The organism is Actinopolymorpha sp. NPDC004070, from assembly GCF_040610475.1.
Taxonomy (GTDB): domain Bacteria; phylum Actinomycetota; class Actinomycetes; order Propionibacteriales; family Actinopolymorphaceae; genus Actinopolymorpha.
In genome coordinates, this window is record NZ_JBEXMJ010000006.1 from 275,530 (window position 1) to 297,072 (window position 21,543).

At 71.3% G+C, this 21,543-nt stretch carries 18 protein-coding genes and 1 pseudogene; 8 read left to right on the top strand and 11 right to left on the bottom strand.

From position 1 onward, the window contains the following. Positions 1–3: 3 nt before the first annotated feature. Together ABZV93_RS13765 and ABZV93_RS13770 are read left to right on the top strand one after the other, a co-directional pair. Positions 4–1,389 carry an MFS transporter gene (locus ABZV93_RS13765; RefSeq protein WP_354934637.1) on the top strand — a complete coding sequence of 462 codons (1,386 nt, stop codon included), beginning with the start codon at positions 4–6 and terminating at the stop codon, positions 1,387–1,389. A gap of 241 nt (positions 1,390–1,630) precedes the next feature. Continuing rightward, a complete protein-coding gene (locus ABZV93_RS13770; RefSeq protein ID WP_179787694.1) occupies positions 1,631–2,041 on the top strand; it encodes an RNA polymerase-binding protein RbpA in 411 nt (136 codons plus the stop codon). A 213-nt stretch (positions 2,042–2,254) separates the two neighbouring features. On the opposite strand, the gene ABZV93_RS13775 is transcribed toward ABZV93_RS13770, so the two are convergent. From ABZV93_RS13775 to ABZV93_RS13810, 8 genes and pseudogenes are all read right to left on the bottom strand, one after another. After that, positions 2,255–2,833 carry an FxsA family protein gene (locus ABZV93_RS13775; protein WP_354934640.1) on the bottom strand — a complete coding sequence of 193 codons (579 nt, stop codon included), beginning with the start codon at positions 2,831–2,833 and terminating at the stop codon, positions 2,255–2,257. Between the two features lie 68 nt (positions 2,834–2,901). Then, positions 2,902–3,689 (bottom strand): annotated as a pseudogene (locus ABZV93_RS13780) (polyprenol monophosphomannose synthase); the annotation flags it as partial. Beyond that, positions 3,686–5,296: an apolipoprotein N-acyltransferase gene (gene lnt, locus ABZV93_RS13785; RefSeq protein ID WP_354934643.1), complete on the bottom strand. Its 1,611-nt coding sequence runs from the start codon at positions 5,294–5,296 to the stop codon at positions 3,686–3,688. The pseudogene ABZV93_RS13780 and the gene lnt, both read right to left, overlap by 4 nt. Positions 5,297–5,978: 682 nt before the next feature. Beyond that, positions 5,979–6,422 carry a hotdog domain-containing protein gene (locus tag ABZV93_RS13790; RefSeq protein ID WP_354934646.1) on the bottom strand — a complete coding sequence of 148 codons (444 nt, stop codon included), beginning with the start codon at positions 6,420–6,422 and terminating at the stop codon, positions 5,979–5,981. Further along, positions 6,419–7,294 carry an OAM dimerization domain-containing protein gene (locus tag ABZV93_RS13795; RefSeq protein ID WP_354934649.1) on the bottom strand — a complete coding sequence of 292 codons (876 nt, stop codon included), beginning with the start codon at positions 7,292–7,294 and terminating at the stop codon, positions 6,419–6,421. The genes ABZV93_RS13790 and ABZV93_RS13795 overlap by 4 nt, the downstream gene beginning before the upstream one ends. Beyond that, positions 7,291–8,868, bottom strand: coding sequence for a lysine 5,6-aminomutase subunit alpha (locus tag ABZV93_RS13800; protein ID WP_354934652.1), 1,578 nt, complete (start codon positions 8,866–8,868; stop codon positions 7,291–7,293). Before ABZV93_RS13800 ends, ABZV93_RS13795 begins: the two co-directional genes overlap by 4 nt. Continuing rightward, positions 8,865–10,496 carry an amidohydrolase family protein gene (locus ABZV93_RS13805; protein WP_354934655.1) on the bottom strand — a complete coding sequence of 544 codons (1,632 nt, stop codon included), beginning with the start codon at positions 10,494–10,496 and terminating at the stop codon, positions 8,865–8,867. Before ABZV93_RS13805 ends, ABZV93_RS13800 begins: the two co-directional genes overlap by 4 nt. Continuing rightward, positions 10,493–11,626 (bottom strand): L-erythro-3,5-diaminohexanoate dehydrogenase, encoded by a 1,134-nt coding sequence (locus tag ABZV93_RS13810; protein ID WP_354934658.1) that lies wholly within the window; start codon positions 11,624–11,626, stop codon positions 10,493–10,495. Before ABZV93_RS13810 ends, ABZV93_RS13805 begins: the two co-directional genes overlap by 4 nt. Before the next feature lie 122 nt (positions 11,627–11,748). Here ABZV93_RS13810 and ABZV93_RS13815 point away from each other — a divergent pair, with 122 nt between their 5' ends. After that, complete coding sequence (locus tag ABZV93_RS13815; protein ID WP_354934660.1) at positions 11,749–13,179, top strand: lysine 2,3-aminomutase; 1,431 nt, start codon at positions 11,749–11,751, stop codon at positions 13,177–13,179. Between the two features lie 98 nt (positions 13,180–13,277). Here ABZV93_RS13815 and ABZV93_RS13820 read toward each other — a convergent pair whose 3' ends face one another. Both ABZV93_RS13820 and ABZV93_RS13825 read right to left on the bottom strand, forming a co-directional pair. After that, entirely contained in the window at positions 13,278–14,630 is a 1,353-nt protein-coding gene (locus tag ABZV93_RS13820; RefSeq protein WP_354934662.1) for a 6-phospho-beta-glucosidase, read from the bottom strand. Further along, positions 14,627–15,403, bottom strand: coding sequence for a DeoR/GlpR family DNA-binding transcription regulator (locus tag ABZV93_RS13825; protein WP_354934664.1), 777 nt, complete (start codon positions 15,401–15,403; stop codon positions 14,627–14,629). Before ABZV93_RS13825 ends, ABZV93_RS13820 begins: the two co-directional genes overlap by 4 nt. Positions 15,404–15,508: 105 nt before the next feature. Here ABZV93_RS13825 and ABZV93_RS13830 point away from each other — a divergent pair, with 105 nt between their 5' ends. Genes ABZV93_RS13830 through ABZV93_RS13850 form a run of 5 tightly spaced genes read left to right on the top strand, consistent with a single transcriptional unit; the run spans position 15,509 to position 20,924 of the window. Further along, positions 15,509–16,585 (top strand): PfkB family carbohydrate kinase, encoded by a 1,077-nt coding sequence (locus tag ABZV93_RS13830; protein ID WP_354934667.1) that lies wholly within the window; start codon positions 15,509–15,511, stop codon positions 16,583–16,585. 24 nt (positions 16,586–16,609) lie between these two features. Next, positions 16,610–17,992, top strand: a complete 1,383-nt coding sequence (locus ABZV93_RS13835; protein ID WP_354934670.1) for an extracellular solute-binding protein — start codon at positions 16,610–16,612, stop codon at positions 17,990–17,992. A 49-nt stretch (positions 17,993–18,041) separates the two neighbouring features. Beyond that, complete coding sequence (locus tag ABZV93_RS13840) at positions 18,042–18,974, top strand: sugar ABC transporter permease (RefSeq protein ID WP_092658060.1); 933 nt, start codon at positions 18,042–18,044, stop codon at positions 18,972–18,974. Beyond that, the gene (locus tag ABZV93_RS13845; protein ID WP_354934673.1) at positions 18,971–19,789 is read left to right on the top strand and encodes a carbohydrate ABC transporter permease; all 819 of its coding nucleotides are present in this window, start codon (positions 18,971–18,973) and stop codon (positions 19,787–19,789) included. Before ABZV93_RS13840 ends, ABZV93_RS13845 begins: the two co-directional genes overlap by 4 nt. A 52-nt stretch (positions 19,790–19,841) precedes the next feature. Next, complete coding sequence (locus ABZV93_RS13850; RefSeq protein ID WP_354934676.1) at positions 19,842–20,924, top strand: helix-turn-helix domain-containing protein; 1,083 nt, start codon at positions 19,842–19,844, stop codon at positions 20,922–20,924. Here ABZV93_RS13850 and ABZV93_RS13855 read toward each other — a convergent pair. Then, complete coding sequence (locus ABZV93_RS13855) at positions 20,837–21,430, bottom strand: GNAT family N-acetyltransferase (protein ID WP_354934851.1); 594 nt, start codon at positions 21,428–21,430, stop codon at positions 20,837–20,839. The two genes, ABZV93_RS13850 and ABZV93_RS13855, sit on opposite strands and share 88 nt — an antisense overlap. Positions 21,431–21,543: the final 113 nt, after the last annotated feature.

Below are 21,543 nucleotides of genomic sequence, written 5' to 3' on the forward strand. Positions count from 1 at the left end.
CGTATGGCGGCGACCACTGCGGCGACACCGGTCCCGGACGCGGGGGCCCGGCGACGTGAGCAGCGCGCGTGGTACTTCTACGACTGGGCCAACTCCGCGTACGTCACCACGATCCTCACCGTGCTGTTCAGCCCGTACCTCGCCTCCATCGCCGAGACCGCGGCCTGCGGAGCACCCGGCACGCCGGAGAACCCCTGCACCGCCAACCTGCGCATCCTCGGCATCCCGGTGTCCCCCGGCTCGCTGCCGCTGTACGTCATCACCGCGACCACCCTGCTGTCGGCGCTGGTGCTTCCGGTGGTGGGCGCCGCCGCCGACCGGTCCCGGCACCGCAAGCAACTACTGGCCGGGTTCGCCTGGACCGGTGCGGCCGCCGCGGCCGCGATGGTGTTCGTCACCGGTACCAACTGGCAGCTCGGCGTGGCCCTGCTGTTCGTGGGAAACCTGTGCCTCGCCTCGTCCATCGTCGTGTACGACGCGCTGCTGTGCGACATCTCCACCCCGGACGAGCGCGACCGCGTCTCCTCCCGGGGCTGGGCGCTCGGCTACCTCGGCGGGGGCCTGCTGCTGCTGGTCAACCTGGCCGTCGTCCAGGGCCACACCGCGCTGGGCATCTCCACGTCGGCCGCGGTCCGGATCAGCCTGCTGTCGGCCGGGGTGTGGTGGGGAGTCTTCACGTTGATCCCGTACCTCGGGCTGCGCAACCGGCCGCCGGTAGCGGTCGTGCCCGAGCGCGGGACGTTCGTACGGCAGAGCGTGGGACAGCTGTTCACCACCCTGCGCGAAGCCCGCGCCTACCCGATGACGCTGCTGTTCCTGCTCGCGTACCTCTTCTTCAACGACGGCGTACAGACGGTCATCTACGCGTCCTCGGTGTACGCCTCCGGCCAGCTCGGCCTCGGTGAGACCGTGCTGATCGCGACGATCCTGCTGGTGCAGTTCGTGGCGTTCGGCGGCGCGCTGCTGTTCGGCCGGATCGCCGCCCGGATCGGCAGCCGCCGCACCATCCTGGCCGCCCTGTGGGTGTGGGTGGCGGTGGTCGTCGCGGCGTACTTCCTGCCCGCCCGCCAGGTCGCCCCGCTGCTGATCCTCGGCGTGCTCATCGGCATCGTGCTGGGCGGAACCCAGGCGCTGTCGCGGTCGCTGTACAGCCAGTTCGTCCCCCGCGGCCGGGAGGCGGAGTACTTCAGCCTGTACCAGGCCTGCGAACGCGGGACCAGCTGGCTCGGCACCCTGGTCTTCGGCGTCGTCCACCAGGTCACCCACTCCTACCGCCCGGCGATCATCGCCCTCGCGGTGTTCTTCGTCGTCGGCTTCGTGCTGCTGGCGAAGGTCGATCCGCAACGGGCGGTCCGGGACGCCGGCAACGAGTCACCCGCGGTGATCTGAGGCCGGGCGGGTAGGCTGGTCGGCCGGGCAACGTCGACCGGTCACCGAAAGGGCACGAACCGGTCACGAAGGGTTTGACCGGCGCGAAGAAGTGCCACACTAGGGCACACTTCGCCGGGTGGGCCCGAAAAGGGACGAAGCGGTACGAAGATTCACTCCCACCCGTGCGGGGAATCCTGGGTGGGGGCCCAGACGTTAGGCCCATCGAGGTCCATACACGATGGAGGGGGATGGAGAGCTTATGTCGGAGCGAGCACTACGAGGCTCGAGGCTCGGGGCGGCGAGCTACGAAGACGACCGGGAGATCGCTCCCGCGCCGCGCCAGCTGGTCAGTTACGACTGCCCGCATTCCCACCACTTCGACCTGCCTTTCGCCGCTGATGCCGAGGTACCGGCGGTGTGGGAGTGTCCGCGATGCGGCGCCGAAGCCGTTCGCGTGGACGGCGACCGTCCGGAGTCCAAGCAGGTGAAGCCTCCGCGCACCCACTGGGACATGCTGCTCGAACGCCGCAGCATCGACGAGCTGGAGCAGCTCCTCTCCGAGCGCCTGGAGCTGTTGCGGTCCGGCCAGATCGGCCCGGAGCACCTGCACCGCGAGGCATCGGCGGGTGGCAAGACGCCGAAGCCGCCGCGCCAGCGCAAGGGCGCCTGAGCCCGGGAACCACCCTGGGGACGAGCCTCGGTCCGCGTGGCTGCTGCGCAACGACGCGTGAGTTCCGCGCCCGGCCGGCGCCGCCTTCAGTCGTACGTACGTCGAACCGTGCCGCACCCCCGGCGGCACGGTTCGACGCTGTCCGGGGGCACTTCTGCTCGGTTGCGTCCTGCCAGGTCGCGTCCTGCCAGGTCGCGTTCTGGGCGGTCGCGTTCAGTGACCCCGGCGCGGCCGGCCGCCGGAGTCGCCGGGGCCGGCGTCGCCGGACACGACCTCGCCCTCGATGACCGGTGGCTGCCCGCGGTCGGGCTCACCGGAACCACCCGGCCCACCATGGCCCGCCGCTCCGCCTGACCCGCCTGCTCCGCCTGGTCCACCGCGGAGGTACCGGCTCACCTGCCAGCTCTGTCCCGGGACGACGCCGACCCGGCGGCTGACGCCCCGGCCCACACCCCACCGCAGTGCCCGCCGGGACACCGGACGGAGGAACGGCGCCAGCAGGAGGAAGCCCACCACGTCGGTGACCAGTCCGGGCAGCACCATCAACAGGCCGCCGGTGAGAACCAGACCGGCGTCCAGCACCTCACGGTCGGGAACGCGCCGATCCTCCACCGCCGCCCGCAACGCCGCCCAGGTGCGCAGGCCCTCTCGCTTCACGAGGTAGGCGCCCAGGCCGCTGCCGGCGAGCAGCAGTGCGAGGGTCCACCAGCCGATGAGATGCCAGATCTGCACCGCGACGTAGATCTCCAGGGCGGGTACGGCGATCAGGGCGAGGACGAGGAGCACCGCCATCGGTTCACCTCCGCCTCTGCGACAACGTGCCCTGACCGTTGCCCTGACCGTTGCCCTGACCGTTGCTCCGCCAGTTGCTCCGCCCGTTGCTCCGCCCGTTGCTCCGCCCGCGTACCTGCCTGAGCCGGTGCCGGATGCCCCACACGGCGACCCGGCGGAACGACTCCAGCATGATCGCGAGGTCCATCTTGCTGTCACCGAACTCGCGTTCGCGGAACACGATGGGCACCTCGGTCACCCGGAAGCCCGCCTGCAGCGCCCGCCACGCGAGGTCGATCTGAAAGCAGTAGCCGAGCGAGGCCACATCGTCCAGGCCGACGCCCTCCAACGTAGCGCGGCGGAACGCCCGGAACCCGGCCGTCGCGTCCCGCAACGGGACACCCAGGGCGATCTGTGCGTAGCGGTTGGCGCCGCGGGACAGCAGCTGCCGGGACTGGGACCAGTTCTCCACCCGGCCGCCGGGCACCCAGCGCGAGCCGATCACCAGGTCGGACTCGGCCAGGGCGCCCAGCAGGTTGGCGAGCTCCTCCGGCTGGTGGGAGCCGTCGGCGTCCATCTCGCACAGCACGTCGTAGCCGCGGCCGAGCCCCCACGCGAAGCTTTCCTTGTAGGCGGTGCCGAGCCCTTCCTTCGCCGCGCGGTGCAGGACGTGCACCTGCGGGTCCGCGGCAGCCAGCCGGTCCGCGATCTGCCCGGTGCCATCCGGTGAGGCGTCGTCGGTGACGAGGATGTCGGCGGCCGGGACCGCACGTCGCACCCGCCCCACCGTGCGCTCGAGGTTCTCAGCCTCGTTGTAGGTGGGCAGCACCACCAGGACCGAACCGAGCCCGGCCTGCTGCTCGCTGGTGCCGGTCACCGCGTTCCCCCGCCCGTAGCCCCGGTGTAGTCCTCGTCGTCGGCTTCCACCCCGCGCCGCCTGCGGTCGATCGCCACCGCCAGTGCCGCCAGTCCGGCCAGGGCGAGCACCCACTCCGGCACCGGTCCGAGGCGAGCCGCGAGCGTCGGCTGGGTGCGCAGCGGCACGCGCTCGACGAACACCTTGCGGGTGGCCTCCTTCGACTGTGCCACCACCCGGCCGTCGGGGGCGATGTAGCCGCTGACGCCGTTGGGTGATGCCACCAGGACAGCCTTGCCGTACTCGACCGCGCGCAGTCGCGTGATGGCGAACTGCTGTTGTGGCTGGCCGGTCCCGGTGTAGGTGGCGTTGTTGGTCTGCACGGTGAGGAACTGCGACGCCGCGCCGTTGGCCACCTGCCGGACGATGCCGTCGTAGGCGATCTCGAAACAGATCACCAGCCCCGCGTGGTAGCCGGCGATCCTGACCTTGCCGGGCTCCTTGCCGGGGTAGGTGTCGCGGCCGACCAGCTGGAGTCGCTTGATGTTGGGCAGCAGCTCCCGCCGGAACGGGATGTACTCACCGAACGGCACCGGGTGCTGCTTGGAGTAGATCTGGCCCGGTCCGGTGGTGGGGTCCCACACCACTCCGGAGGTACGCCGGTAGGTGGGGCCGGGCCCGTCCAGGATGGCGCCGACCAGGATCGGGACCCCGGCGTCGCGGACGGCCCGGTCGACGATCGTGCGGGTCGGCAGGTCGTGGAACGGGTCGATGTCGGTGGAGTTCTCCGGCCAGAGGATGAAGGCAGGCCTGGCGACCTTGCCGGCGCGTACCTCCCGCATCAGATCCTCGGTCGCGGTGAGGTGGTTGCGGGTCACCGTGCGGGCCCGGCCCAGCGCCTCGATTCCGCGCGCGGGCACGTTGCCCTGGACGATCGCGACGGTAGCCGTGCCGTTGCCGTCGGTGGGCAGCGGGACGAGTGCGCCGCAGAACGCCAGCGCCGCGCCCACCGCCACCGCGGCGAGCCGGACCACGAACCTCCGCCCACCGGCCAGCACCGCCCAGAGCAGGAGGTTGCCCGCGAGCACCACGACGAACGTCACGAACGCCACGCCGCCCACGCTGGCCAGGGCCGCCAGCGGCGTGTCGGCCAGGCCATAGGCGAGCCGGCCCCAGGGGAAGCCGCCGAGCGGGAACGAGGACCGCACGAACTCCACGCCGACCCACAGCGCCGCCGCCCACAGCGGCCACCAGCGCAGCCGGGTGACCAGGGCGAGCGCGGCGCCGAGCACGGCGACGAACAGTGCCTCCACGAGGCTGAGGACCAGCCACCCGTCGGCGCCGATGACGCGGACCCACTGCAGCAGGAGGACGAAGAACCCCAGGCCGAAGCCGAGTCCCAGCAGCGCGCCGGTGCGCACGCGGGCTCCCTTGCAGACCAGGGTGAGGGTGGCCACCGCGAACGGAACGGTCCACGACCATCCGAACGGCGGGAACGCCACCGCCAGCGCAGCCCCCGACGCCACCGCCAGCAGGAACCGCAGCCAGCGGGTGGCACGACCTTCCGGCTCCGCCGTGGTGGTCGTGGCCCACTGGGAGCCGGACGCTATGCCGTCCTCGAGCCTCAACGCACCGCCCTTCCGCGAGGTGGGTGACCGCGCCTGACCGGGCGCTGGCCGCGAACGCCGAAGACGCACCCGGGACGCACTGGACGGGCCGCTTCACGCAGATGTCAGGACGTTACAACGCGCACGGCGCGGCTGGGGTGCCCGGGCCGGTGACGGACCCGGGCAACGTGGACAACCTGGCGGCGCCGGAGCCTGAGCAGGTCTCCGGAGGGCCGTCGGGCAAGCCGGGCCGGGCCCGGGAGGACGCCCTGGAAACGGGACAGAAAAGACGGAACGGCCCGCCCGCCCTTCGGACCGACCCGCGACGCGCAGGCTGCGTGCCGCGTGGCCGTTGTCTACTGGGCGGCGGACCGCTCCGTGGCCACCCCACCGCACGGATCGAACTCCGGGTCGACGCGTGACAAGAGAACTGGCGCCGGACTCCTCACGCATCGCGCCGGAGAGCGAACCGAACCGAGCCTGGCCTGCGGTGGACAGGAGACGACGATGACGATCCGGGCAGGTACGTGTCAACCGCCCGCTGACCTGCGAAGACGCACAAAACGCGCAGGTCAGCAGCGTCTGCCGGCCACCTGCCCGAGGCCGAGATTTTTCCTGACGTACGGCGTGTCGGCATCTGGGCGTGTCGGGGCGGGGAGGGGGTCTCCTGTCGAGAGCGGCCAGAGGCCGGCGCACCCGGTGATCAACCGTTGAACCCAACCGCAGAACCCGGTCGGCCGTTCGGCGGGACGACCACGGTCGCTCGGGCGGTCACCGCGACGGTCGCCGGCTCGACCACGCGAGCCGCGGACTCGCCGCGCTCGGGTTCGCCCCGGGCCACCACCTGTGCGGCGAGGTCGAGGTCCCGGCTGCGATTGCCGACCCGGACGACCGTGGCGCTCACCTCCAGCACGTCGCCCGCACGGACCGGAGCCAGGAACCGCACCTCGGCGTAGGACGCCAGCAGCCCCTCGTCGCCGTCGGTACGGATGCAGACCTCGGTGGCGACGTCGCCGAACAGGCCGAGCACGTACCCGCCCGCGACGAGGTGCCCTGCGTAGTGGGCCTCGGCGTACGACACGTACCGGCGGTGGGTGACGGTGAGCCCGAGGCGTGGGTCCGCCTCGGTGGTCGGCTGGTCGGTCATGCGGTCCTCTCCGTCGTGGCGTCCGTCGGGTACGCGGCTCGAGTGGGTGCAGAGCGGTCGGGGACGGAGCGGTGGGGCACGGAGCGGTCGGGCACGAGAGCGTGCACGAGGTAGCTGGCCACCTCACCGGGGGTGGTGCCCCGGCCGAACACCCGGTCGACACCGAGTTCGGCGGCCATCGACTCGGCGAACCTCGGCCCGCCCACCACGAGCAGCGGCCGGTCCGCCTCGTCGTAGGCCTCCCGGAACGCCGCCGACATCTCCTGCGTCCCGTGGATGTGGGCGTCCCGCTGGGTCACCACCTGCGACACCAGGATCGCGTCGGCGCGCTCGGCGAGGGCACGGGCCACCAGGTCGGGCACCGCCACCTGGGCGCCGAGGTTGACCACCTTGATCTCCCGGTAGTACTCCAGGCCCTTCTCCCCCGCGAACCCCTTGACGTTCAGGATGGCGTCGATGCCCACGGTGTGCGCGTCGGTGCCCACGCACGCCCCGACCACGACCAGCCGGCGGCGCAGGCCGCGGCGGATGGCGAGGTTGACCTCCTTCGGGCCGAGCACGGGGTACTCCCGTTCGATCACCTCGACATGGTCGAGGTCGACGAGGTGGCTCACCCGGCCGTAGACGACGAAGAACGTGAAGTCCGGGCCCATCGCCTTGGCGTGCACCACCATCGCCGGGTCCATCCCCATCCGCCCGGCGAGTTGGAGGGCGGCACCCTCGGCTCGCCGGTCGTGCGGGATCGGCAGGGTGAACGACAGCTGGACCATCCCGTCGCCGGTGGTGTCGCCGTACGGCCGGACCACCGGCCCGCTCGCCGAACCGCTTACTTGTTTGCTCGTGACTGGGCTGCTCGTGACTGGGCTGCTCACGACTGGGCCTCCTCGAGCAGGTCGGTGGCCGGGTTGAGGTAGGCGGGCGACTTCCGCGCCACACCGGACAGGCCCTTGCCGCCGTCGGCGGGCCGGCGCATCAGCCCGAACGTGCCGTCGGCGATCGCGTCCAGCAGGCCGTCGTCCCCGATGCGCTCCAGTAGGTCGACCGCCTCGCCGAGCACCTGACGGGCCCGCTGGGCGATGAAGCCGTCAGGCGCCGGCCGGAAGTCCTCGTGCAGGTTGCCGGCGGCGTTCATGACGTAGCGGACGTTGCGCAGCGCGAGGTCGCGGTCGGACAGCCAGGGCGTCACCACGGCCTCGGTCATCATCCCCACCAGCAGGATCTGCTGGCCGGTGAGCATGCCCGCGAGGTTGAAGAAGCCGTCCAGCAGGTAGCCGCGGAAGATGTCGCCGTCCATGTGCCGGGTCGGCGGCATCCACTTCAGCGGCGCCTTCGGGAACAGCTCCCGGGCCAGCAGGGCATGTGCCAGCTCCAGCCGGAACGACTCCGGCCGGTCCGGGTCGATCTCGAACGCGTGCCCGAGGCCGAGCTGCCAGTCGGCGAGGCCGGCCTCCTTGCCGAAGAACTCGTTCAGCAGCTGGGAGACCGTGACCGTGTGGGCGGCGTCGACGGCGTCGGCGGTGGTGAGGTAGTTGTCCTCACCGGTGTTGATGACGATCCCGGCCCGGGCGTGCACCTGCCGGGAGAACCGCTGGTCGACGAACGTCCGCACCGGGTTGATGTCGCGGAAGAGGATGCCGTACATCGAGTCGTTCAGCATCATGTCCAGGCGTTCCAGCCCGGCCAGGGTGGCGATCTCGGGCATGCACAGCCCGGACGCGTAGTTGGTCAGCCGGACGTAGCGGCGCAGTTCGCGGCTCACGTCGTCCAGGGCGGCGCGCATCAGCCGGAAGTTCTCCTGGGTGGCGTACGTGCCGGCGTACCCCTCCCTGGTCGCGCCCTCGGGTACGAAGTCCAGCAGCGACTGGCCGGTCGACCGGATGACTGCGATCACGTCGGCGCCCTCACGGGCCGCCGCCTGTGCCTGCGGGATGTCCTCGTGGATGTCGCCGGTGGCCACGATGAGGTAGATCCATGGCCGGTGCGGCGGGTCGCCCCACCGGCGGATCAGCCGGTCACGTTCGCGCCGCCGGGCGTCGATCGCCCGCAGCCCGGCACCCACCGCGCGCCGGGACGTACGCTCGGCCCGCCGCGCCTCGGCGCCCTCGGGCACGTAAAAGCGGACCGATCCCGCCGCGGCCTTCTGCGCGAGCGCCGTCAGGTCCTCGGCCTCGCCGCGGGCCAGTGCCGCCCAGACCGGTCCGGCGACGCCGTGCTCGAGACCCACGTCGGCCTGTACGGCGTCGCACAGCCGGTTGACCCACGGCGTGCCGTCGGGGTCGGCGCCGCGCAGCCCGGCCAGCCGGAGCACGGCCCGTTCGACCGAGACGGTGGTGTGTGCCCGGGCCAGCTTCACGATCGGCCGGCCGGCGCGACGGGCCAGCGTGCGCGCCTTCCGCACCGTCACCGGATCGAGGTCGAGGTGACGACGGAACGCGGTCGTACTCATGCCTGCTCCCTGTCTTGCCGTTCCCAGTGCGGCTGCTCCCGGTCGAACACGGCCTCACCGGCCACGACCGTACGAACGCAGGTGGGCAGCGGCGTTCCCGGACGCAGGTCCGGCAGACCGGCATCGCCGGTGACGCGGCCGCTGGCGTCCGTCGCACCGTCCCAGACGGCGTACGTCGCCTCGGCTCCCGGCGCCAGGACGCCGTTCTCGTCACCGGCCGCGTGGTGGCCGCCGCGGGTGTGCGCGGCGAACGCGTCTGCCACGCCGATCCGCTCGGTCTCGTTGTGGTGCCACGCCGCCGCCCGGACCCCGCCCCACGGGTCGAACGGCGTCACCGGCGCGTCGGAGCCGAACGCCAGGGCCACCCCGGCCCGCCGCAGCGTCGCCCACGGGTTGGCAGCGAGCGCCCTGTCGGTGCCCAGCCGGGTGGCGTACATGCCGTCGGTGCCGCCCCAGGCCGCGTCGAACGCCGGCTGGCCGCTGACCACCACGCCCCAGCGGGCCAGGTCGTGGGCCTGCTCGGCGGTGACCAGTTCCACGTGCTCGAGCCGGTGCCGCACGGAGCTCAGCCGGTCGGCGCCGATCCGCTTCTCGGCCAGCCGCAGGCCCTCGACCACCGCGGTGACGGCCGCGTCGCCGATGCAGTGGAAGCCCGCCTGCAGGCCGGCCTCGGTGCAGGCGACCACGTGCGCGGCCACCTCGTCGGCGTCGAGGTAGCCGTGGCCGGTGTGCCCGGGCAGGTCGGCGTACGGCGAGGTGAGCGCCGCGGTCCGCGAGCCGAACGCGCCGTCGGCGCACAGGTCACCGGCCGCGCCCCGGCAGCCCAGCTCCAGGGCCCGGTCGACGCCGCCGGTGCGGGCGAGCTCACCCCAGTACGTCACCACCCGCACCGACGGCCGCACGGCCGCGATCCGGGCGCACACGGCCAGGTCGTCGGCGGCGTTGACGTGGGGTGCGGACATCTCGTGCAGGCCGCCCAGCCCGGCGGCGGCCGCCGCTGCCAGGGCGGCCTCGATCGCGGCCGTGCGCTGCGCGTCGGTGACCAGCGCGGCCGCGGCGTCCCGGGCGACGTGGTGCGCCTCGCGTTCGACCCGTCCGGTGCCGTCCCAGCCGGGCTCGGCCGCCATCGCGGGTGCGCGGTCGTACAACGCGCCGGACACCAGGCCGGAGTGCACGTCGACCCGGGCGAGGTAGACGGGCCGGCCGGGTGCCGCCCGGTCGAGCTCGGCAGCCGTGGGCAACCGCGGGTCGGCCCAGGTGGTCTCGTCCCAGCCGAAGCCGAGCAGCACTGCGTCGGCGCGGGCGCGAGCGTGCCGGGCCACCGCGTCCAGCACGTCCGTACGCGACGTGGCGGCGGCGAGGTCCAGGCCGGACAGGCGCAGCCCGGTCTGGGACAGATGCACGTGCGCGTCAACGAACGCCGGGGTGACCAGCCGGCCGGCGAGCTCGACGATCTCGTCCGCGCCGGCCGCCCAGGTCTCCGCCTCCGCCGCACTGCCGACGAACCGGATCGTGCCGCCCTCGATCCCCATGGCGGTGGCCGGGCCGGACCCGAGCTCGGAGGTCAGGATCGGGCCGCCACGGAGGAGGACGCGGCGCGGACGGGGGTCGCGAGGCAGGAAGGTCATGCGTCCATCCTGGCCTCGAACAGCGCCCGGACGCCGCCCTCGGCGCGGAGCAGGTCGAGCGCGTACGCAGCGTGCCCGGGCACGTAGCCGTTGCCGACCAGCATCGTCACGTCGGCGGCCAGCCCCTCCGCGCCGAGGGCGGCCGCGCTGAAGGACGTGGCCATGGAGAAGAAGATCACGGTGCCGCCGGCCGCGGTGGCGAGGACCGCGCCGCCTTCACAGCCGGGTACGTCGACGCAGACGACGGTCACGTCGGCCGGTCCGCCGGCCCGCTCCACCGCCTCCGCGAGCGCCACCGGGTCACGGGCGTCGGCGATCGTCACCACGTCGGCGAGCCCGGCGCGTTCCAGCGCCCGCGCCTCGCTCTCCACCGGTACGACGCCGATGGTGCGCCCCGCCCCGGCCCGCCGGGCCGCGGCCAGGGACAGCGACCCGGACTTGCCGGCGGCGCCGACGACGCACACCGTCGGGCCCGACGGGGCGTGGCCGTCGTGGCCGTCGCCGTCGCGGGCGGCGGCCCGGTCCGCGTGCCCAGCCACCACGCGGGCGGTCAGGGCCGGGGCGCCGCACACGTCCAGGACGGCGAGGGACAGCGGCGCGGGCAGGTCGTCGGGAAGCTTCGCGGCGATCGACCGGCCGAACAGGATCGCGTACCCCGAGCAGGGCACCTGTTCGCCGAGACCGTCCCAGCCGGCCAGGTCGTCCTCGATCACCAGCGGCGTCAGCGTGAGCGAGACCAGGGTGGCGATCCGGTCCCCCGGCGCCAGCCCGAGCGGTGAGTCGGGCCCGGCCTCCTCCACGGTGCCGACCAGCATGCCGCCGGAGCCGGTGACCGGGTTGTGCATCTTGCCGCGAGTCGTGACGATCTCCACGACCGCGCGGCGGACGGCGGCGCCGTCGCCGTCGTGGGCAACCCGCAGTTGACGGTACGACGCGGCGTCGAGGTTGAGCCGCTCCACCCGGACCCGCACCTCGTCCGGCCACAGCTCGCGCCTGGTGTCCAGCCGGGCGGCGGCCTGGGGCAGCGCGCCCGCGGGCTCGACCACCCGGTGCAGGCCGATCGGCGAGCCGGCCGGCCGGGTGGCGGACGCAGCGACCGGGACGGGCCGGGTGAACCTCTGGTCGGTCACCGATCAGGCTCCCATCTTCAGATCCTGCGGACTAGAGTCGTGCCTGCTGCAGATTCTTCTGTACGATGCCGGTCCGACAGTACGACATCCACGAATTGACCGCTTGGTCGGAGGTGTTATCGGTGTCGCAGCAAGCCCAGGAGCAGCCGTACGACTACCGCGCTCGCCCGCTCCGCGAGCCGGACTGGACCCGGCTGCCCGGCTGGCGCGACGTCAGCCCGGCCGAGTGGGAGTCCGCGCAGTGGCAGCGGGCACACTGCGTGAAGAACGTCAAACAGCTCAGATCGGTCCTCGGCGACCTGGTGGCCGAGGAGTTCTACGCCGACCTGGAACGCGACCAGGCCGAGCGCGCCACGATGTCGATGCTGCTGCCCCCGCAGATGTTGAACACCATGGTGCCCGACGAGGTGCCCGGCACCGAGGCGTTCTACGCCGATCCCGTCCGCCGCTACATGCTCCCGGTCTTCTCCGACCGCCGCACCGACTGGCCATCACACCCGCGCGCGTCCCGGGACTCCCTGCACGAGCAGGAGATGTGGGTGGCCGAGGGGCTGACCCACCGCTACCCGACGAAGGTGCTGGCCGAACTGTTGCCCACCTGCCCGCAGTACTGCGGCCACTGCACCCGGATGGACCTGGTGGGCAACTCCACGCCGCAGGTGGACAAACTGCGGTTCTCGCTGCGCCCGCAAGGCCGGCTTGACGCGATGCTGGACTACCTGCGCACCCACCCCGGCGTCCGCGACGTGGTGGTGTCCGGCGGCGACGTGGCCAACCTCCCCTGGCCCAGGCTGGAGGCGTTCGTCGCGGCCCTGCTGGAGATCGAGAACATTCGCGACATCCGGCTGGCCAGCAAGGCGCTGATGGGGCTGCCGCAGCACTGGCTGCAGGACGAGGTGCGTGCCGGGATGGAGCGCCTGGCCACCACCGCCCGCTCGCGTGGGGCGATGCTCGCGATCCACACCCACGTCAACGCCGCGCAGTCGGTGACGCCGCTGGTCGCCCGCGCGGCCAGGGAGATGCTGGCCGCCGGGGTGCGCGACGTGCGCAACCAGGGCGTGCTGATGCGCGGGGTGAACGACGCACCCGACCGGCTGCTCGACCTGTGCTTCGCGCTGCTCGACGGAGCGACGATCATGCCGTACTACTTCTACATGTGCGACATGATCCCGTTCAGCGAGCACTGGCGGGTGTCGGTGCGGGAGGCACAGCGGCTCCAGCACGCGATCCTCGGCTACCTGCCGGGCTTCGCGACCCCGCGGATCGTGTGTGACGTGCCGTACGTCGGCAAGCGGTGGGTGCACCAGGTCGCCGACTACGACGAGGTACGCGGCATCAGCTACTGGAAGAAGAACTACCGCACCGGAATCGAGCGGGCCGGGGACGACGCGCTGGACCGCACGTACGAGTACTACGACCCGATCGACGTGCTGCCCGAGCAGGGGCAGGCCTGGTGGCGCGCACAGGGCGACGACCACCTGCGGCTGGCCGCCCAGCGGGCGGAGGATTCACGCGACGAGGCGCGGCGTCAGGTTCTGCTTGACACACACTGACGCCGTGGCGCTCGGCCGTGGCCGCCTCCCACGCAACTCCTGCCTGACACCACCTCGTACGGCGGTGTCAGGCAGGGGTTGACAGCGGCTCGTGATTCTCAGCGGTGAAGCACCTCGGCGACTCCCGGCAGCGCGTCGACGTACCCACGCAGCAGGTCACGTGCGACGGTCACCGAGTCCACCAGCGGGTGCAGCGCGAACGCCTTCAGCGCGGCGTCGGCCGAACCGGTCGTCGCGGCCTCGATCACCAGCCGGTCCACGGCCTTCACCTGCTGCATCAGGCCGAGCTGGTGCAGATCGGGCGAGGCGGTGGCCAGCGGGTGGGCGCCGTTGGCGTCGACCAGGGAGGGCACCTCCACGGTCGCGTCGGCGGGCAGGCCCGGCAGGGTCGCGCCGTTGCGGACGTTGAGGATGATGGTCGACTTCTCGTTGCGGGCGATGGCGGCCATCACCGCCAGCGCGACACCCTCGTAGCCCGCCTCCTCCTCGAAGTCCAGCGGCTCCGGCTCCTCGTCCTCGGCCCGCTTGCCCTTCGCCTCGGCCATGTAGAGCGCCTTGCGGTGGGCGATGGTGCGCTTCCACAGCTCCAGCGCGTGGTCGGGGTCGTTGCCCGCGGCGGCGTAGAACTCACCCTGCTGGGCGACCAGGAACTCACCGCGGGTGGACGGCTGGGCGACGATCGAGCGCACCGCGTCCCGGTTGAAGTAGTAGTAGTACAGGTACTCGTTCGGGACCACGCCCATCGCCTGGATCCACGACGGGCCGAAGATCTCGCCCTCCTCCAGGCCCGCGATCGCGTGCTCGTCGGCCAGGAAGCGGGGCAGGTGGTCCTCGCCGTCGCTGACCAGCCGCCGGATCCAGCCCAGGTGGTTCAGGCCCACGTAGTCGACCTGGATGCGAGAGGAGTCCAGCCCGATGGAGCGCGCGATCCGCCGGCCGAGGCCACCCGGGGTGTCACAGATGCCGATGACCCGGTCCCCGAGCACTCGCTGCAGGGCCTCGGTGATCATGCCGGCCGGGTTGGTGAAGTTGATGAAGAACGCCTTGGGGGCAAGGGCGCGCACCCGCTCGGCGATGTGCAGCATCACCGGGATGGTCCGCAGGCCGTAGGCGATGCCGCCCGGACCGGTCGTCTCCTGCCCGAGTACGCCGAGGTCGAGCGCCACCCGCTCGTCGCGGGTGCGGCCCTCCAGGCCGCCGACGCGGATGGCGGAGAAGATGAAGTCGGCACCCTCCACCGCGTCGTCGAGCACCTCCGTCACGTGTACCCGCGGCGCGTCCGCGTGCCCGGCCGCGAGCTGGGCCAGCACGGACTTCATCACCTCCAGCCGCTGGGCCGACTGGTCGTACAACGCCACCTCGGTGACCCGGGGCGACCCGGTGTCGTTCAGGAGTGCCTTGTAGACGAGCGGAACGCGGAATCCCCCACCGCCAAGAATTGCGAGTTTCACGATGTGAGCACCTCTCCACCTGCCTGCCGGCAGATCTCCACTGTTTCCTGATCCGCGTCCTCGGTGGTGACGAGGACGTCGATGTCTGCCAGACCGCAGATGCGCAAGGACCCCTTGCCGGGGAACTTCGAGGGGGCCGCCACCAGGACGACCGACTCCGCCGCGGCGATCATCGCCTGCTTGCCGGACGCCTCCACCTGCATGTTGTCCAGCACCTGGCCGTCCCGGCGGATGCCGGTGCAGGACAGGAACAACCGGTCCGCGTTCACCTGGGCGATCGCGGACTCGGTGAGCGAGCCGACCAGGGAGCGGTAGTGACGGCGGACCACCCCGCCGAGGAGCACCAGCTCGACCTTGGGGTCGTCGCGCAGCTCGTCGAAGACCGCGATGCTGCTGGTGATGACGGTCACGTCCCGCTCGCGCAGGTGGCGCGCCACCCGCAGCGTCGTGGTGCCGATGTCCAGCAGCAGAACGTCACCGTCACTGACGAGTTCGGCGACCGCCCGGGCCGCCAGGGCGTCCTTGGTCCGGCCCTCCTCGTCCTCGCTCACCTCGAACGGCGCCTCCACGGTGCCGTCGTCGAGCACCCTGCCGCCGTCCAGGACAGCTCCGCCGTAGACCCTGGTGAGCGCGCCACTGCGGTCCAGCCGCTGCAGGTCGCGACGGATCGTGGCCGGGCTGACACCCAGCTGACGGGCGAGCTCACCAGCAGACGCCGTGCCCCGGACACGCAGGGCCCGGATGATCCGGCGGTCTCTTTCGCGCTGCAGCACGCGGCGATCGTACCGGCAAAACCGCTCAGGGTCATCCACTACTTGTCAAACTCGCTCAGCTGAAGCACACTCGCTGCACAGAAGTGAGCGACTGGAGGCGTATCGGTGACGTACGGCGAGACTTTCCCGGGCCAGTCCCCGGGCCAGTCCCCGGGCCAGTCCCATGGCGACGCCCAGGGCCGGCCCGAGGCCGCGGCGACGGATCGTCCCGAGGTCGACCTCTTCTGTGTGGGCACGCTGTTCTTCGACCTGGTGCTCGCGGGAATGGACGCCATGCCCGACGCCGGCGCGGAGGTCTGGGCCAAGGAGCGCGCCGTCTCCCCCGGTGGCGTGGCCAACCGCGCCGTGGCCGCCGCCCGCCTCGGGCTGCGGACCGGCCTGGCCGGTGAGGTCGGCACCGACATGTTCGGTGACCATCTGTGGCAGGTCCTGCACCAGGTCGCCAACCTCGACCTGCGCTGGACGTCCCGCTCTCCCGACGTACAGACGACGCTCTCGGTCTCCGTCGCCCTCGACGGAGACCGCCGCTTCCTCAGCCACGGCGAACCCACCTGGCCCGGCGAGGCCGCGCTCAGGCCCGAGCGGCTTCCCCGTGCCCGGGTCGCCCAGGTGGGCCTGGAGGCCGGCCTGCCCGACTGGGCGCGGCATCTGCGCGCGGAGGGGACGCTGCTGTTCGGCGGCGTCGGCTGGGATCCGAGCGGGCAGTGGTCCGCAGAAGTGCTTGATAACCTCACGCAGTTCGACGCGTTCGTCTGCAACACCACCGAAGCCATGGCCTACACCCGCACCGACACCCCCACCGGCGCCCTCCGCCGGCTCGCCGAGCGGGTGCCTCTCGCGGTGGTGACCGACGGTCACCGGGGCGCACTCGCCGTCGACGGTGCGTCCGGTGAGTTCGTGAGCGCACCCGCCGTCACCAGCGAGGCGGTGGACCCCACCGGTGCCGGCGACACGTTCTTCGCCGGCTTCGCCTACGCCACCCTGGCCGGATGGCCCCTGCGACAGCGGTTACTCTTTGCAAATCTCTGCGCCAGTCAGTCCGTACGCGGCCTGGGCGGCGCGGTGAGCGCGCCGACGTGGGACGACCTCGGCGCCTGGTTCGACGCGACCGACCGGCCGACACAAGGCGCTGCCTTCGGCTTCCTGGGACCCGAGCTGGCCCGACGCCGCTCGACCTCATAACAAATCCAGCAAGAAGGTGTGTTGATGAGCAGTTCTCGTAACAGGATCCTCGCCCGTGTGGGCGTCGGTCTGGCGGCGGTGCCGATCCTCCTCGCCGCCGCCTGCACCCCCGGCGGCAGCACCAGCGACTCCGGCGGACCGTCGGTCAAGCCCAGCTCCAAGATCGCCACCGACCCCGCCAAGGCGGGCAAGGTCAGCTTGACGGTGTGGGACATCAACACCTCCGGCGGCGCCAACGACGCGATGGTCAAGCTCAACCAGGAGTTCCAGAAGAAGTACCCCAACGTCAAGATCAACCGGGTGTCGCGCACGCTGAACGACACCAAGACGACGTTGAAGCTCGCGCTGTCCGGTGACAACCCGCCCGACGTCGTGCAGGCGAACCAGGGCTACCCGGACATGGGAGCCTTCGTCAAGGCCGGCTTGCTCACCCCGCTCGACCAGTACAACAAGGTCTACAAGTGGGACCAGAAGTTCCCCAAGCAGCTGCTGGACCTGAACAAGTTCTCCACCAACGGCAAGGACTGGCAGACCGGCAGCCTCTACGGTGTCTCCCAGACCGGTGAGATCGTCGGCATCTACTACAACAAGAAGCTGATGAAGCAGGCCGGCATCGCCGCGCCGAAGACCTGGGCCGACTTCGAGGCCGCGCTGCCGAAGGCGAAGGCCAAGGGCCTGCTGCCGATCCAGTTCGGCACCTCCGACAAGTCGCCGGCGATCCACCTGTTCGGTGTCGTGCAGGCCAACACCGCCGGCAAGCAGGCAGTGCGCAACCTGGTGACCTCCAAGGGCGGTGAGTGGTCCGACGCCGGCACCACCAAGGCCGCCGAGACCGTGCAGAGCTGGGCGAAGAAGGGCTACCTGTCCCCCGGCTTCAACGGCCTGAGCGGTGACGCCGCCTCGGCGAACTTCGCCAAGGGCCAGGGTGTCTTCCGCATCGACGGCACCTGGCGCCTGGCCGAACTGGAGAAGGCCATGGGGTCCGACGTCGGCTTCATGAGCCCTCCCCCGGCCAAGGCCGGTGCGCCCAACGTGACCCAGGGCGGTGAGGGCCTCGCCTGGGCGGTCACCTCCAAGAGCAAGCACCCCGACGTGGCCGCGGCGTACCTCAACTTCATCTCCGACGCCAAGGCCGACGACGTGCTCGCCGAGACCGGCAACCTGCCGGCCGTCGCACCGCCGACCTACAAGCCCAAGGCCGGCACGCTCACCGCCGACATCTTCTCGGAGTGGAAGAAGATCAGCGAGAACGACGGCCTGGTTCCCTACCTCGACTACACCACGCCGACGTTCTACGACACGCTGACCTCCAACCTGCAGCAGTTGCTGGGCGGTAAGCAGAACGTGAAGCAGTTCACCGGAAACCTCGACCAGGACTACGACGGGTTCAAGTCCAAGTCGAAGTAGTCCGCCAGGTAATCCACCGTTAGGACCGAACTCACTGGTGTCCGCACAGATGACGACGACGACGGCGGTGGGCGCGCGCAACGACGCGCCCACCGCCAAGAAGAAGAAGTCCAGGGACCGCTCGGAGCGGGCCGCCTACCTTTACCTCATTCCGGCGTACGTGGTGTTCGGGTTCTTCCTGCTCTACCCGCTGCTGCACGGTGTGTGGATCTCGTTGTACGACTGGGACGGCCTGACGCCGGCCACCTGGGTGGGTATCGGCAACTACACCGACGCGCTGTCGGATCCCATGCTGCGCAAGGCGTTCACGCACTCCGCGGTGCTGATCGTCTTCTACGCCGTCATCCCGATCCTGCTGGCACTGCTGCTGACCGGGGTGATGACGCATGCGACGAAGCTGAAGCGGCTGTCGTTCTTCCGGGTCGTCATCTTCCTTCCCCAGGTGGTCGCCTCGGTCGTGGTGGCCACCACCTGGACCGCGATCTACGCACCGGACGGCGTGCTCAACAAGGCGCTGTCACTGGTCGGCCTGGAGGCCGTCACCCGTCCCTGGCTGGGTGACTTCGCCTGGGCGCTGCCCGCGGTGGGCCTGATCGGCACCTGGGTCGAGATCGGCCTGTGCCTGGTGCTGTTCCTCGCCGGGGTGTCCCAGATCGAGCCGGAACTGTACGAGGCCGCCCGCCTCGACGGCGCGGGCGCGGTCCGGGAGTTCTTCGCGGTCACCCTGCCCGGCCTGCGCCCGCAGATCGCGGTGGCGATGACGCTCACCGTGGTCGCCGGCCTGAAGAGCTTCGACCTCATCTTCGTCGCCACCCGCGGCGGGCCCGGCACGTCGACGACGGTGCCCGGCTTCGAGGTCTACCACCGCGCCTTCGACCTCAACCAGGTCGGTTCGGCGTGTGCCGTCGGCATCCTGCTGACGGTCGTCATCCTGATCGTCACCACCCTGATCCAGCGGATCGACCCCGGGGAGCGCGCGTGATCTCCAAGCGGGAAGCCACACTGAACTACCTCATTCTCGGGGTCTTCGCGATCATCGCGTTGTTTCCGCTGCTCGGCGTGCTCACCTCGGCGCTGACCGACCCGTCGGAGTCGTCGGCGTCGCTGACGTTCCCCACCTCGCCGCACTTCGAGAACTTCCTGACCGCGTGGAACGAGGGTCACTTCGGGACCTACATGCGGTCCAGCGTCCTGGTCACGGTGAGCGTGGTGGTGATCTCCTCACTCCTCGCCGTGCTGGCGGGGTACGCCTTCGCCACCATGCGGTTCCGGGGCCAGTCGGTGTTGTTCTACATCCTCCTGCTGGGCCTGATGGTGCCGAGCGAGGCGCTGATCATCCCGCTGTACTACGACCTGCGCGGCGTCGGGCTCACCGACACCTACTGGGCGCTGATCTTCCCCCAGGTCGCCCAGTCGCTGGCGTTCTGCACGTTCTGGATGCGGTCGTTCTTCCGCGGCATCCCGACCAGCCTGATCGAGGCGGCCAAGCTGGACGGCGCCACCCGGTGGTCGGTGCTGTGGCGGATCCTGGCCCCGATCAGCCGGCCCGCCCTGCTGACGATGGCGATGCTGGTGTTCATGTGGACGTGGAACGAGTTCCTGATGCCACTGGTGATGATCACCAGCGAGAACCTCCGCACGGCGCCGCTCGGTCTGGCGTTCTTCCAGGGCCAGCACACCTCGCAGTTCTCCCTGCTGGCCGCGGGGGCGACGATCGTCGCCGCGCCGGTCGTGATCGTCTACCTGTTCCTGCAGCGGCACTTCATCGCCGGGATGCTCGCCGGGGCGGTCAAGTAGCCGAGGGCTTCCGCGCCACCGCGATCCCACCCCGTGGGGTTACGGTGGCGCGGTGATCTCTCCCGTACGCACTCCCGCCGGCGCCTCCCCGCGGCCGCGTTCGCACGCGCATGCGGCTACGCGAGGGGGCGCCGCGCGCGGTCCGGGCCGCATCGACCTGCCGGTGGACGAGCACATCGGGCTGGCCTGCTGGAGCGGGCTCTCGTCGGTGATGGAGTGTGCGCACCGCCACGACGACATCGAGGTCAACCTCGCCGAGGGCGGCGCGCTGACGTACCTCTTCGGGGGCGTACCGGTGGAGATCGCACCGGGTACGGCAGCGGCGTTCTGGGCCGCGGTCCCCCACCAGCTGGTCCGTGCGCCGGCACACTCCCGCGTGCACTGGATCACCATCCCACTGGACCGCTTTCTGCGCTGGGGACTGACCGACGGGCTGGCCGGCCGGTTGCTCCAGGGGCAGCCGCTGGTCGCGACGACCAGCACCGGGACGCTGGATGCGAGCGGCTTCGGGCGGTGGTCGGCCGACCTGTCCACCGGCGACCCGGACCTGCGCGACATCGCCCTGCTGGAGATCCAGGCCTGGATCCGCCGGCTGGCCCGCGCCGCCACCCCGGTCGAGCCGGCCGCTCACGCCGACGCGGCCCACCCGAGCGGGACACACGGGGGTGAGGCGCACGGGAGTGAGGCGCACGGGAGTGAGGCGCCGCAGGGAGACGAGACGGCGGTGGAACGGGCCGCGACGATGGCGAGGTTCATCGCCGAGCGCTTCCGCGACCCGATCACCGTCGCCGACATCGCCGCCGCCGTCCACGTGCACCCTCACCACGCGATGGGGGTGTTCCGGAACGTCGTGGGCACCACGCTCGGCGCCTACCTCACCCAGTGCCGGGTGGCCGAGGCACAACGCCTGTTGCTCACCACCGGCGCGGGCATGGCCGAGATCGCCCACGCCGCGGGGTTCGGCTCGCAGAGCAGGTTCTACTCCTGTTTCACCGCGGCGTGCGGAGAGCCGCCCGGCGCCTACCGCCGCCGCCACGACCGGAGGCGTCAGCCGCGGCCCAGCCTCGCCAGTGCGTCGTCGGTGAGCCGGAACACGGTCCACTCCTCCATGGGCACCGCGCCGAGCGAACGGTAGAAGCCGATCGACGGCTCGTTCCAGTCCAGGACCGACCACTCCAGCCGGGCGTAGCCACGCTGCACGCACTCCTCCGCCAGCGCTGTCAACAACGCCTTGCCCAGACCGGCCTGCCGGTGCTGCGGCCGGACGAAGAGGTCCTCGAGGTAGATTCCGTGCGTGCCCCGCCAGGTGGAGAAGTTCAGGAACCACAGGGCGCAGCCGACGATCTCACCCGCCACCTCCGCGACGTGCGCGAACAACGCCGGTCGCGCCTCACCTGACGGCGCGTGCGTGCCGGCGCCACCGCCGAACAGAGCCGCCTGGAGGTCCTCGGAGGTGAGCGTGCACTCGGCTGCGGCGTGTTCGTACGCCGCGAGCTCGTGCACCAGCTTCACCACAGCGTCGACGTCGGACCGGCGGACTCGCCGCACGCGCGGATCGGGCACCGTCTCCTCCTCCAGAACTCGACTCCCCCGGGCAACTCCTCGAGCTCCACGCGGGCCGGTCGGCCCATGTTGGCACATCGTTGCCGCGCGGGACGCCACGGTGGCCGGACACTGTCAACAGTGGGAAAGCAGGTGACAACGCAACGTCACGCCCGGCACACTGGCACACCCGTCGTGCTGATCACCGGACA